Here is a 12,192-nt window from a genome sequence, read left to right as displayed (position 1 = left end):
AGTCCTCGATACGAGCGATCCAGCAATCCATCACCGACCACGACCGAAAACTCAACAGCTACCGAGCAGCCCTGGAAGCCGGCACCGACCCACAACTCATCGCGACCTGGACCCGACAAGTCCAATCCGAACGCGAACTCGCCCTCGCCCAACTCACAGCCGCGAAAGCCGCAACCGAACAACAACCTACGTGGAGCCGCAACGAGATTCGTCAACTCGTCGAATCCTTCGGCGGCCTGGTGAAGATCCTGCACGCCGCCGACGGCACCGACAAGAACAACGTCTACCGCCAACTCGGTCTCACAATGACCTACAACCACGAAACACGGGTGGTGGTGGCTGAAGTTCAGCCACCACCACCCGTGTGCGTAATGATTGTGTCCGGAGGGGGACTTGAACCCCCACGCCCGATAAAGGGCACTAGCACCTCAAGCTAGCGCGTCTGCCATTCCGCCACCCGGACCGGTGGTGCTCAGCAAGATTATAGGATGTCGCGGCGTGGACCAAATCGCGGGTTGACCACGTGTTTTGTGGGGGGTTGGGGAGCGAGGGTGGATTCGATGAGGGTGGCGTCGGGTCGCGAGGTTCAGTTGCGAGTGGTGGAAAACACAGTTCAGGGGCCGAAGGTTTGGATCACCGGTCGTTCCGGCTTGTATGCCGCCCAGCCTGGGGTGCCGAAAAAGGCGAATTCGACCCAGGCACTGTGCATCTGGGTTGCGAGGGCGGCGGGAGCTGGGTCGGGACCCAGGAGGCCGGTTTCTCCGTGGAGCCACGGTTCGGAGGCGTTGTCGAAGACGAAAGGCAGTTCGACGGTGTGGGCGGCGCCTAGCCGGCCGTTCAGGGCTGTGGAGCGGTATCGGAACGAGTAGACGTGGGTGTGGCCGCGGGAGAGGCGGGCGTGGGCCTGGGTGAGACGGGCGGTGCCTGCTCCGAACAGGGCGTCTCCGAGGATCGCGGAGCGTAGCGCGCCGGGCGGAGAAGCGCGGAGTTCGGCGAGCGCGGCCTCGGGGTCGGGATGGACGCTGGCGGCGAGGGCGGCTACGTCGTCGGAGGTGGAGGTTTCGAGGTGGCCGGCGGGTGCGAGGTAGAGGTTGCCCTCCTCGGCGTTGGTGCCGATCAGCAGGTCGACGTCGCACACGAGCGCGTCGGCGGGCTGCCGAGGCAGTACCAGGCTGAATGGGCTGAGGCCGGCCAGCGGGTCCTTCGCGGTATTGGTGCGCAGGTCGAGGCCCGTCAAGGTGGGCAGGAGCGCTACGAAACGCTCGTCCGGGATCTCGCCGAACGCCTCCGCGGTCGGTTCGACGCCGAGTGCCGCGGCGGCTGCCGCGGTGACCCGCTGAGCCTGTTCGGGAGTGAAAGCTCCGGTGCCGCTTCCGCTTTGGACGATCGCGCGGCGGAACAGGCCGGCGGCCTCGGGGGTGGCGAGCAGCGCGCCGACGATCGTGGCGCCCGCGGATTGGCCGAAGATCGTGAGGTTGCGCGGGTCGCCGCCGAACGCACCGATTGTGTCGCGCAGCCAGCGGAGGGCGGCTAGTACGTCGAGGAGGCCGCGGTTGGCGGGGGCGCCGGGGAGGTCGAGGAAGCCGGGGATGCCTAGGCGGTAGTCGACCGTGACGAGGACGACGCCGTCGCGGGCGAAGGCGCTGCCGTTGTACAGGGCGGCTCGGCTGGAACCCGAGACGAATCCGCCGCCGTGCACGAAGACCATGACGGGGCGTTTGCGGTTGTCGGCGGCGGGGGTGTGGATGTCGAGGGTCAGGTAGTCGTCGCCGCGGATCCAGCCGGGGCCGAAGTAGGGGGTCATGTCGAGGCGGCCGAAGTCGCGGGTGGGTTGAGGGGCGGTGGGCCCGGGTCGGGTGCCGTCGCGGACGCCGCGCCAACCGGGGTGCGGTTGAGGTGGGGCGAAGCGGGCGGGTCCGGTCGGGGGCGCGGCGTAGGGAATGGCTCGGTAGCGGTAGCCGAAAACACTGCGGCGGCCGCGGACGGTGCCGCCGGGAGTTTCAACGGTGTTGCTGGACAATGGAATACGCTCCTTATCCGGAGATGCGGGGGAACTCGGCCCAGTTCTTGATCGTGAACTTCGAGCCGGTGCGTTCGACGGTGGCCGCGCCGTGGCCGCCGAAATGGGCGGGGAAGACCAAGGCGTTGGTTTCGGCGGCGTGGCCGAGGAGTTTGCGGCGGGTGGCCCTGGATTCGGCCGGGTTTTCGCAGAAGCAGGAGTTGGTGTCCGGCTCGTTGATCTGCATGGCGGTGTGCACGAGGTCGCCGACGAAAAGCGCCCGCTCATCGCCGGACGCCATATGGAGCACCGATGAGCCGGGCGTGTGCCCGGGAGCCGGTTCGAGTCGCAAATTGCTGTCGATTCGGTACGACCCGTCCCACAGATGGACCAGTCCGGCCTCGTCCACGGGTGTCACGCTGTCCTCGAAAACGTTCTGGTTGCCGCGGCCCAGGACCGACCTGTTCTCGTTGGCGGGATTCCAGAATTCGAAGTCCGGACGCGGCATGAGATAGGTGGCGTTCGGAAAGGTGGGCACCCAGGTTCGGCCGTCCAATCGGGTGTTCCAGCCGACGTGGTCGATATGCAGGTGGGTGTTGACGACGACGTCCACCTCTTCGGGACGGACGCCCGCGGCGGCGAGATTGTCGAGGTAGTTCGTATCGAGCCGGCTCCATACGGGCGCGTATGGCCGGTCCTTGTGATTGCCGACGCCGGTGTCGACGAGAATGGTGCGACCCTCGCTGCGCAGCAGCCATGACTGGATGGCGGAGTGACAGTGGTTCGTCTCGGGGTTCCAGAAGTCCGGCGCGTGCTCGTCCCACGAATCGTGAAAGCCGTCGGGAAAGAATTCGCTTGGGGTCATCTCGACCGAGCCGTAGAACTCTTCGATGCGGGTGACGGTGACGTCGCCGAGGGTGATGTGGTCTGGCATGGGGCCGAGTCTGTCGCCGCGAATGGACGGGAACCACTCCCCTGTTGTCCTCCCCCTGGCAGGGTGTGGCTGCGCGGTAGCGGGGCCCCGGATACTGGTCGAATGGACGGACCCGGCCCCCTCGGCGACTTTCTGCAAGCCCGGCGCGCGCTACTACGGCCCGCGGACGTCGGTCTGCGCGAGACCGGACCCCGCCGCCGGGTACGCGGGCTGCGCCGCGAGGAACTCGCCCAGTTAGCAGGGGTCAGCGTCTCGTATTACGCGCGACTGGAACAAGGGACCTCCCGGGGAGCCTCGGCGGAGGTGCTGGACGCGGTTGCCCGCGCCCTCCTGCTGAACGACCACGAACGCGAACATCTCGACCGGCTCGCGGACACCGCCCGCCACGTGCCGCGGCCTCGCCGTCCAAGGCCCGAGAAGCTGACGGAGGAGACGCGCGATCTGCTGCGCGCGGTCGACGGCGTACCGGCGATGGTGCTGGGCCGGCGCACGGACGTGCTGGCGTGGAACGCGCGCGGGCACGCACTGCTCGCGGGGCACCTGGACTATCTCAGCCCGAACCATCCTGCGCGACGGCCGAATACGAGCCGGATGATATTTCTGGATCCGCACTGCCGCGAGCTGTATGCCGACTGGCGGCGCAAGGCCCGCGCGGTGGTCGGCAACCTGCGCGTCGCGGTCGGCAAGCACCCGGACGATCCGCTGCTGGCGGAGCTGATCGGCGAGCTGACGATGAAAAGCCCGGAGTTCGTGTCGCTTTGGTCCGACCACCGGGTAACTCCTTGCGACGCAGACTCTTACGAGCTGCATCATCCCGTCGTCGGCACGGTGACTGTGACCCAGCAGACGCTGTCGATCGCGCGTGCGCCGGATCAGGTTCTGATCGTGTGCACCACCCCTGCCGGGTCCCCCGCCGAGGAAGCTCTGGCCCTGCTCAGCCAGGCCGGCTCCCTGCGCGGGGAACCCGTTGGGCGATAAGGAATTTCAGACCAGCTCTTCGATCGTCCTGGCGAACTCCATGGACCCGTGACCGTCGGCGACCTGCCGGTCGATGAGGTTCTTGATCGGGGCGACGAAGTCCACCGCGACGCCGGCGTCGCGAGTAGCGCGGGTGATGGCGTCGAGGGCGGCCTTGTGGAAGTCGAGAGACTGGATGGGACTGGTGTAGTCGCCGCCGTCGATGATCCGGCCGTAGGCGGGAAGCATCTGGGCCATGGCGGTCACCCACGACGCGGCTCGATCGGCGAAGGCACCGGCGGAGACGCCGACGGAGCGCATCATGGCCGCGCCGTGCATGAAACCACCGAACATGGCGTACATTCCGGCGAGCAAGGCGAAGTCGTACGTGGAGGCGAGTCCGGCGTCGTCACCGAAATACTCTGCGGCGGCGAGCAATTCGAGGGTTTCGCGGTGCTTGTCGTAGACCGCGCGCGAGCCGCTGTAGAGGATGGACGCGCCGGGCTGCCCGATCATGGACGGGACGGCCATGATGCCGCCGTCCAAGTAGTCGATGCCGTGTCCGGCCGCCCAGGCGGCGAGCTCACGGGCCTGCTCGGGGGCGGTGCTGGTCAGGTTGATGACCTGACGGCCGGACAGCTTGCCGGCGAGCGGGTCGAGTATGGCGTGTACGGAGGCGTGGTCGAACAGGACGACGATGACGGGGCCGTCGGCCTCGACCGCCTCGGCGGCGGTCGCCGCGCCGACCGCGCCGGCGGCGATGAGCTCGGTGTCCTTGCCGGGCGTGCGATTCCACACGGTCGTCGGGTGGCCGCCGCGCAGGAGCGTCGCGGCCAGGGCCTGGCCCATCGCGCCGAGTCCGAGGACCGTCACCGGGGTGTTCTTGGTTTCCGCCATTGCGGGGTCAACTCCTTGAAAACAGGTGAACAGGATGGTCAGCGCGCTGAAACACAGGTTGCTCGTTGCCCGCGATGGCGACAAGTACCTACTATTTGGTCCGGTACTTACCAATTGGTGTGTGAACAGGTAGCGAGGTCGGGCGATGGGCGAAAAGAGATCCGGACCATACTTCTGCGGCATCGACGCGGCGATGGATGTGGTCGGCGGCAAGTGGAAGGCGCTGATCCTGTGGGAGCTGGAGGCGCACGACGTGCGCCGGTTCGGCGAGCTGCGCCGCGGCCTGCCCGGCGTCTCGGAGAAGATGCTGATCCAGCAGCTGCGTGAGCTGGAGGAGGACGGCATCGTCTCGCGCGAGGTCTACCGCGAGGTGCCGCCGCGCGTCGAATACCGGCTCACCGAGTTGGGGGCCGCCCTCAATCGCGCCCTCGAGCCGCTGGGCGCGTGGGGACGTGAACGCATCGACCGGATCGGCGCGGACCGCGTCCATCCGGTGAGTGCGTGAAGATCACTCGCGGCCGGGGTGGGGCGATCGGTTGTGGTGGAAGGGTTTTCGTTGCTGGTCGGCGGAGTGGAGATGAAAGGGAGGGTGCGGACCTGTTGGTCGGTGGTGGGCACGGGGAATTCGTTCTCGGGCATCAGGAGAACGGCCCCGATGATCAGCAGGAGGGCTGCCAACGCGCCGAGGATCGGCCGGCAGTAGACACGCACACTCGGATGATCGAGATCGATCGTCGGCGCGTTACCGAATTCGGTTGGCTCAGGCCATCTCCGGGGTGACGGACAGCACGTCGGCGAGGTAGCCGACGATGCGCCGTGCGTGCCGGCCGTCGGCGTCCAGATCGGGGTTGTAGGTCGTCGAAGTCATTCCGGCACAGCCCGATCGGGTGGCGGCGGCGGTGATGGCCGTGAGGTCCGGCCAGTCGAGGCCGCCGGGCTGCGGGTAGTCGACGGCGGGCATGGCCTCGGCGGACAGTACGTCCAGGTCGACATGCAACCACCAAGCGACACCACGGCGGTGGAAGCGTCCGACGGCGATGTCGGTCGGCACGGCGGCTTTTCCGCGCAGATCGCGATCGGGCAGCAGCGCGATGGTCGAGCCGATCGAGGCGACACCGGCCGATCGCAGCTCCATGTCGTCGCGCGGGCCGAGGGCTACGATCCGGGTCGGATCGAGAGTGGGCACACGCACGGACAACTCGGCGGGCAGACCGTCGGCACCCGACAGCGCCAGGCCCAGTTCGCAGTCGGCCGCCCGGCCGGTGGCGCTGCGGTGCGGCGGCCACGCGTCCTCGTGCCCGTCGACGAAGACCAGCGCGGCGTCGCAGAGCGCGTCCTGCGCGCCGCGCAGAGCGCCGAGCAGCACGGCACAGTCCCCGCCGAGCACCAGCGGGAACTCCCCCGCCGCGAGGCACGCGACAACGGCGGCGTGCACGGAAGTGGTTGCGGCGATGAGGGATTCCTGCGTCAGCAACCCGCTCTCCGGATCGCGGAACCGACGCGGCGGGCCGACGTCGACATCGCCGAGGTCTCGCACGTCTGCGCGACGGGCGCGTAATGCGTTGAGCAGACCGGCTTCTCGCAACCTCATCGGCGCGTTCGCGACTCCGCCGGTGATTCCGGCGGAGTTGAACGGCGCACCGATGACGGTTAACAGTGTTCGGCCTCCCAGACCTGCGCGTCACTCTCGGCGCGGCCCGCCATCCGAGTCCGCGCCGTCTCGACAATAGCCCCCTACTCGCGGGCGTGCGGAAACCTCGAGCAACGAAACCCGTTGCGATGCGGATCACATTCGCCTATTGAATGTGACCCCCATCTAGTGCTAAACATTGTGGCACGCAACGCAATACACGTTGCACTATTTGCAACACGCGAGGATTTACATGCTGCACCGTGAATTCCGGCCAGGCGGGGCCGTGCGACGCGCACTCACCCTCGGCGCCGCGCTGTTCCTGCTCGCCGCGTGCGCGCCGGTGCAGTCCGGCCCGGCGGGCTCGGGTGGGGACGAGAAGACCGGCACGGTCCGGGTTTGGCTGTTCGACGAGGCGAACCGCGCGCCGAAGGAGGCGGTGATCAACGAGGCGATCGCGGAGTTCGAGGCGAGCAGGCCGAACGTCGACGTCGACGTGCAGTGGGTGCCGGTCGCCGCGCGAGCCGAGAAGTTCGCCGGCGCGTTCAACGATCCGGCCAGCGCCCCCGATCTCGCCGAGTTCGGCAACACCGATTTGGCCGGCTACGCCGTCACCGGTGCGTTCGCCGATCTGAGCGCGGATCTGGCCGCTTGGCCGGAGGGCAAGGACCTCGACCCGTCGGTCCTGGAGACCGCTAAGTCCGGCGGCAAGGTCTACGGGCTGCCCTGGTACACGGGCATCCGGGCGCTGTACTACCGCACCGACGTCTTCACCGAACTCGGGCTGCGGCCTCCGGCCACGCTCGCCGAACTGACCGACACCGCTCGCCTCATCCACGCGAAAAAGCCGGAGCTGTACGGTATTTCGGTCGGCGGCAAGTACACCTACGCGATGCTGCCGTTCCTGTGGGCCTACGGCGGCGAGATCGCCGAGAACGACGGCACGATGTGGAACGCCGCGATCAACTCGGATCGGGCGAGGGAGGGCGTCACCCGCTATGCCGGGCTGATCCACGACGACATCTGCCCGCCCGCGCAGTGCGCCAATTTCACCGGAACCCAAAGCGTGCAGGCGTTCGCGGGCGGCAAGGCCGCGATGACCATCGGCGGCGACTTCAACCGCAAGGCGGTGGATCAGGGTGCATCGAAGGGCAAGTACGCGGTAGTCCCGCTGCCGGGCACCGAGAAAGGCACGGTCGCACCGGCTTTCGCGGGCGGCAACCTGCTCGGCGTCTTCCGGTCGAGCATGCGGCGCGGGCTCGCCGTCGACTTCGTCGAATTGCTGGGCAGCGCGAAGTATCAGGAGAAGATGTACGCGGCGATGGGGAATCTGCCGACGCTGACCGGGGTGCAGCACAAGCTGGCCGCCGACGATCCCTTCCTCGCGCCGTTCGTCGAATCGTTGAAGGCCGGTACGAAGTTCGTGCCGAGCACGCCGGCGTGGTCGAAGATCGACAGCCAGAACCTGCTGCCGACCGCCGTGCAGCAGATCGCCACCGGAGCCAAGCAGCCGTCGGCGGCGTTGAACGCGGCGGCCGCCGCGATGGACAAGGCATTCAGGTAGGCGCACATGGCAATTCGAGAACTTTCGGTCACCACCCCGGCGCCGCGGGCGTCGGCGAGACCGCGGCGCTTGCGCCGAGACACCCTCACCGCGTGGCTGTATCTCGCTCCGGCGGGGATCCTGCTGGCCGCCGTGCTGATCTATCCGATCTACCAGATCGTGCTGATCTCCTTCTACGACTACGGTCAGGCGCAGGCCACCGGTGCGGCGTCGCTGGAGTTCATCGGGCTCGGCAACTATCGAGAACTGCTGGCGGACAGGCAATTCTGGATAGTGCTCGCCAACACGTTCGTGTTCGGCGCGGTCTGCGTGGTCGGCGGGCTGGTGGTCGGCACGGCGCTGGCGGTCCTCGCGACGCGGGTCCGCGCGGTGCCGAGGACCCTGCTGTTCCTCGCCGCGCTCGGCGCGTGGGCCACGCCCGCGATGGCCGGATCCTATGTCTGGCTCTTCCTGTTCGACGCCGACTTCGGCGTGGTGAACGAGGCGCTGTCGGGGCTCGGGCTGCGCTCGATGGACGGCCACTCGTGGACCTTCGGCACCCTGAGCGCGTTCGGATTGGTTGCCGCCGAGGTGATCTGGTGTTCGTTCCCGTTCGTCATGGTGACCATGTACGCGGGCATCAAGGCGATCCCGGAGGAGGTGCTGGAGGCGGCCGCGCTGGACGGCGCGTCGACCTGGCGGACGGCCCGCTCGGTGATCCTGCCGATGCTGCGCCCGCTGCTGCTGATCGCCACGATCCAGTCGATCATCTGGGATTTCAAGGTGTTCACCCAGATCTACGTCATGACCAATGGCGGCGGCGTCGCCGGGCGCAACCTGGTGCTCAACGTCTACGCCTACCAAAAGGCCTTCGCCGGGCAGGAATACGGGCTCGGCTCAGCGATCGGAGTCCTGATGACACTGTTGCTGTTGTCGATCACCGGACTCTACGTCCGCACCCAGCGCAGGAGCACGCCATGGCAGTGAAACCGATGCGCCGCAAGCCGCGTCGCCTTGTCGCCGAGGCGGTTACGGTGGTGATCGCCGGATTCGTCGCGTTCCCGCTGTACTGGATGCTGCTCTCGGCGCTGAAGCCGCCGGGCGAGATCCAGTCGGCCGACCCGCGGCCGTGGACGCTGGCGCCGAGCCTGGACAGTTTCACGCGGGTGCTCTCGATGAATGGTTTCGGGCGGTTCTTCCTCAACAGTCTGCTGATCGCCGTGGTGGTCGTGCTGTTCTCGCTGCTGCTGTCGTTCCTGTCGGCGGTGGCGCTGACCCGCTTCCGGTTCCGCGGGCGCACGGTGCTGCTGGTGATGATCCTTGTCGCGCAGATGGTTCCGGTGGAGGCGCTGACGATTCCGCTGTTCTTCCTGATGCGCTCGATCGGCGGCTCGGTGCCCGCACTGGGGCTCAACGAGCTCGGCTCGATCATGCTGGTGGACCTGGTGTTCAGCCTGCCGCTGTCCATCTGGCTGCTGCGCGGGTTCGTGGCGGCGGTGCCGGTCGAGCTGGAGGAGGCGGCGAAACTCGATGGGGCGAGCCGTCTTCGGTTCGCGTGGCAGATTCTGTTGCCGCTGGTCGCGCCCGGATTGGTGTCGGTCAGCGTGCTGTCGTTCATCCACGCGTGGAACGACTTCCTGTTCGCAAAGACGTTCATCATCTCCAAGACCGAGAATCAGACACTGCCGCAGGCGATCCTGGTGTTCTTCAAACCGGAGGACACCGACTGGGGCGCCGTCATGGCGGCCTCGACCCTGATGACCATTCCGGCGCTCGTCTTGTTCGTGCTCGTCCAGCGCAAGCTGGTCTCCGGGCTCGGCGGGGCGGTGAAAGGCTGATATGACCGGCTTCGACACGCTGCTCCCCCGCCCCGTCTCGGCCACGCCGCAGCCGGGGGTGTGTGCCTGGCCCGCCGAAGTGGAGGTGCGCACCGACCCGGACCTGCCCGCCGAGGGCTACCGGCTGGAGATCACGCCCGACGGCATCACGCTCACCGCGGCCGACCAGGCCGGGCGGACGCACGCGCGGCAGACGCTGCGCCAGCTCGCCGGGCCGGACGCGTTCCGCGCGGCGGTGATCGACGAGCGGCCGCGCACGATACCGTGCGGCGTGATCGAGGACTATCCGCGATTCCGTTGGCGCGGTTGCCTGCTCGACGTCGCCAGGAACTTTCGGACCAAGGCGGAGGTGCTGCGGTTCGTCGATCTCCTCTCGGCGCACAAACTCAACGTGCTGCATCTGCACCTCACCGACGATCAGGGCTGGCGCGTCGAGGTCCCTGAGTTCCCGAAGTTGACCGAGATCGCCTCGTGGCGAACGGGTTCGATGGTCGGCAGGCACGACGGGCCCGAACGCGACGGCCGTCCGCACGGCGGCTTCTACACCACCGACGACCTGCGGGAGATCGTCGCGTACGCCGCCGAGCGGTCGATCACCGTGCTGCCGGAGATCGATGTGCCCGGCCACGCGCGGGCCGTGATCACCGCCTACCCCGAACTCGGGCCGGAGCACGAAAACCCTTGGGAAGTATGGACTTCCTGGGGTGTCAGCACCTCGTTGCTCGAGCCGTCCGAGTACACGCTCGGCTTCTTCCGCCGGGTCTTCGACCATGTGCTGTCGATATTTCCCTCGCAGGTCATCGGTCTCGGCGGGGACGAGGTGCCCGGCGCGACGCCGGCCCATGGGCGGCTGGTCGTCGATCTCGCGAACTACCTGGCGTCGCAGGGCCGTCGGGCCTTCGGCTGGGACGAGGTGCTCGACGCCGGCGCCCTGCCGCCCATGGTGATCGGTGCGTGGCGCGACGAAGCGGCGGCCGTGCGGGCGGCCGAGGCCGGTCACGAGGTCGTGCTGTGCCCGGAGGACCGCCTATACCTGGATCATCGTCAGTCCGATCACCCCGACGAGCCGATCCCGGTCGGCTATCTGCACACCCTGGAACACGTCTACGGCTACCAGCCCGGCCTGGATGATCCGCGAGTCGTCGGTGTCCAAGCTCAACTGTGGAGTGAGCACATGGATTCGGTGCGCCGGGTCGACTACGCCGCGTTTCCTCGACTGTGTGCCGTCGCCGAAATCGCTTGGAGCCCAGCCGAGCGCGACTACGCCGAGTTTCTGCCGCGGCTGCGCGATCACCATCTCCCCCGCCTCGACGCGCTCGGCGTCGAGTATCGGCCGCTGGAGGGACCGCACCCGTGGCAGACGCGGCCCGATGTCCCGCCAAGCTCGCATCGGCCGCTTACCCGGGCTTGAACGCCGATCGTTCGGCCCCGGATAGGGACAAAACACCAACGTCGGTATCGGCGACGGCAGATCCTCGAATACATGGGACGACCTCTATCCGCAAGCAGGATCGCGGATAGAGGTCGTATTCCACCGGGAGGAGTCGCGCGACTATTACGCGCTAGGCAACCGACTCAGGGGCAAGTCTTCCACGCGAAGTGATAGGTGGTTTTGATCGCACCGTCCACGGAATCCATGGTGATGAAGCTGGTGGTCTTTTTCGGATCCGAGGTCCCGGCGTCCACCCGCAATTGGGTATTGATGTTGAAGTTCCGGAATTCGCCACAGGGCTTGTAGACGATCGCGCCGACCTCGGTCGAGTCGGTCACCTGCCAGTCGTCGCTGACGCTGCCCTTGAAGTTGTGGTCGATGAATTCGGTCGGCGAGTTGCCCTGGAAGTAGTACCGGGCCCGTTCCAGTGCCGTCGCCCCCTTCTCGAGATGCGCGAAGCCGCGGTAGTCCGCCTGCGCGATGCCGTAGGTGAAGCCCTGTGGGACATGGACATCCAGGTTGATCTGGCAGTTCTTGCGGAAGTCGGTGGGGTTCGCGCCCACGCCCACCTGCGCGGTGTAGGCGCTGTAGGTGACGGTGAACGCGGTGTTGTCCGGGGAGACCGCGACGGCCGCGGTGCCCGCCGGACAACCGGTGCCATTGACGGTCACCACGTCGATGACAATCTTGTCGGGCGGGGTCGGCATGTCCCGGCCCGGCGCCCCGGAAGCCGGCGAACTCGCCAACGGAATAGCAAGCGCGAATATCGCAGCGCCGAAGATGATGGAATTCTTGTACATGGGATGCCTCACAATGGTCCGGGCTCGGATGGATCTCACTGTAAGACGTAGAAACGCATATGAAGTCCCCAATACAAGTGGGGAGAGTTCGGCGGTTTTTTGCTCTCCTACATAATTAGCGGTCGGTTTCACCGCCCGATGGTATCCGTTGAATGTTGGAGT

General features: G+C 67.1%; 11 protein-coding genes and 1 tRNA gene. 6 read left to right on the top strand and 6 right to left on the bottom strand.

Features of this window, described 5'->3' with window-relative positions; translation table 11 throughout:
* Nucleotides 1-378 precede the first annotated feature (378 nt).
* The 3 genes from ON39_RS40360 to ON39_RS40350 form a co-directional block, all read right to left on the bottom strand.
* Nucleotides 379-463 (bottom strand) — tRNA-Leu (locus tag ON39_RS40360).
* Nucleotides 464-613: 150 nt separating this feature from the next.
* Nucleotides 614-2,020: a carboxylesterase/lipase family protein gene (locus tag ON39_RS40355; protein WP_211336471.1), complete on the bottom strand. Its 1,407-nt coding sequence runs from the start codon at nt 2,018-2,020 to the stop codon at nt 614-616.
* 13 nt (nt 2,021-2,033) lie between these two features.
* On the bottom strand, nt 2,034-2,933 hold the full coding sequence (locus tag ON39_RS40350; protein WP_040742133.1) for an MBL fold metallo-hydrolase: 900 nt from the start codon (nt 2,931-2,933) through the stop codon (nt 2,034-2,036).
* A gap of 102 nt (nt 2,934-3,035) precedes the next feature.
* Between ON39_RS40350 and ON39_RS40345 the strand changes: the two genes are divergently transcribed.
* On the top strand, nt 3,036-3,911 hold the full coding sequence (locus ON39_RS40345; RefSeq protein ID WP_040742132.1) for a helix-turn-helix domain-containing protein: 876 nt from the start codon (nt 3,036-3,038) through the stop codon (nt 3,909-3,911).
* 6 nt (nt 3,912-3,917) lie between these two features.
* Here ON39_RS40345 and ON39_RS40340 read toward each other — a convergent pair whose 3' ends face one another.
* Nucleotides 3,918-4,787 carry an NAD(P)-dependent oxidoreductase gene (locus tag ON39_RS40340; protein WP_040742131.1) on the bottom strand — a complete coding sequence of 290 codons (870 nt, stop codon included), beginning with the start codon at nt 4,785-4,787 and terminating at the stop codon, nt 3,918-3,920.
* A gap of 145 nt (nt 4,788-4,932) precedes the next feature.
* On the opposite strand from ON39_RS40340, the gene ON39_RS40335 reads away from it, so the two are divergent.
* Nucleotides 4,933-5,292: a winged helix-turn-helix transcriptional regulator gene (locus ON39_RS40335; protein WP_040742130.1), complete on the top strand. Its 360-nt coding sequence runs from the start codon at nt 4,933-4,935 to the stop codon at nt 5,290-5,292.
* Between the two features lie 255 nt (nt 5,293-5,547).
* On the opposite strand, the gene ON39_RS40330 is transcribed toward ON39_RS40335, so the two are convergent.
* Complete coding sequence (locus ON39_RS40330; protein ID WP_255219336.1) at nt 5,548-6,432, bottom strand: arginase family protein; 885 nt, start codon at nt 6,430-6,432, stop codon at nt 5,548-5,550.
* Between the two features lie 238 nt (nt 6,433-6,670).
* On the opposite strand from ON39_RS40330, the gene ON39_RS40325 reads away from it, so the two are divergent.
* The 4 genes from ON39_RS40325 to ON39_RS40310 are packed head-to-tail and all read left to right on the top strand — an operon-like array spanning nt 6,671 to nt 11,209.
* On the top strand, nt 6,671-7,981 hold the full coding sequence (locus ON39_RS40325; protein ID WP_051187719.1) for an extracellular solute-binding protein: 1,311 nt from the start codon (nt 6,671-6,673) through the stop codon (nt 7,979-7,981).
* A gap of 6 nt (nt 7,982-7,987) precedes the next feature.
* Nucleotides 7,988-8,947, top strand: a complete 960-nt coding sequence (locus ON39_RS40320) for a carbohydrate ABC transporter permease (RefSeq protein WP_040742126.1) — start codon at nt 7,988-7,990, stop codon at nt 8,945-8,947.
* A complete protein-coding gene (locus tag ON39_RS40315) occupies nt 8,938-9,798 on the top strand; it encodes a carbohydrate ABC transporter permease (RefSeq protein ID WP_040742125.1) in 861 nt (286 codons plus the stop codon). The genes ON39_RS40320 and ON39_RS40315 overlap by 10 nt, the downstream gene beginning before the upstream one ends.
* 1 nt (nt 9,799) lies before the next feature.
* Nucleotides 9,800-11,209, top strand: a complete 1,410-nt coding sequence (locus ON39_RS40310) for a beta-N-acetylhexosaminidase (RefSeq protein WP_040742123.1) — start codon at nt 9,800-9,802, stop codon at nt 11,207-11,209.
* Nucleotides 11,210-11,373: 164 nt separating this feature from the next.
* On the opposite strand, the gene ON39_RS40305 is transcribed toward ON39_RS40310, so the two are convergent.
* Nucleotides 11,374-12,162 (bottom strand): DUF4360 domain-containing protein, encoded by a 789-nt coding sequence (locus ON39_RS40305; RefSeq protein WP_255219335.1) that lies wholly within the window; start codon nt 12,160-12,162, stop codon nt 11,374-11,376.
* Between the last annotated feature and the right edge of the window lie 30 nt (nt 12,163-12,192).

The organism is Nocardia tenerifensis NBRC 101015, assembly GCF_000308715.1.
Lineage (GTDB): Bacteria > Actinomycetota > Actinomycetes > Mycobacteriales > Mycobacteriaceae > Nocardia > Nocardia tenerifensis.
This window is presented reverse-complemented; position numbering and strand designations above follow the sequence as displayed.

Excerpts from the sequence above, each read along its gene's own strand:
- ON39_RS40350 (WP_040742133.1), bottom strand. The coding sequence starts at position 2,933 with ATGCCAGACCACATCACCCTCGGCGACGTCACCGTCACCCGCATCGAA.
- ON39_RS40345 (WP_040742132.1), top strand. The coding sequence starts at position 3,036 with ATGGACGGACCCGGCCCCCTCGGCGACTTTCTGCAAGCCCGGCGCGCG.
- ON39_RS40340 (WP_040742131.1), bottom strand. The coding sequence starts at position 4,787 with ATGGCGGAAACCAAGAACACCCCGGTGACGGTCCTCGGACTCGGCGCG.
- ON39_RS40335 (WP_040742130.1), top strand. The coding sequence starts at position 4,933 with ATGGGCGAAAAGAGATCCGGACCATACTTCTGCGGCATCGACGCGGCG.
- ON39_RS40325 (WP_051187719.1), top strand. The coding sequence starts at position 6,671 with ATGCTGCACCGTGAATTCCGGCCAGGCGGGGCCGTGCGACGCGCACTC.
- ON39_RS40320 (WP_040742126.1), top strand. The coding sequence starts at position 7,988 with ATGGCAATTCGAGAACTTTCGGTCACCACCCCGGCGCCGCGGGCGTCG.
- ON39_RS40315 (WP_040742125.1), top strand. The coding sequence starts at position 8,938 with ATGGCAGTGAAACCGATGCGCCGCAAGCCGCGTCGCCTTGTCGCCGAG.
- ON39_RS40310 (WP_040742123.1), top strand. The coding sequence starts at position 9,800 with ATGACCGGCTTCGACACGCTGCTCCCCCGCCCCGTCTCGGCCACGCCG.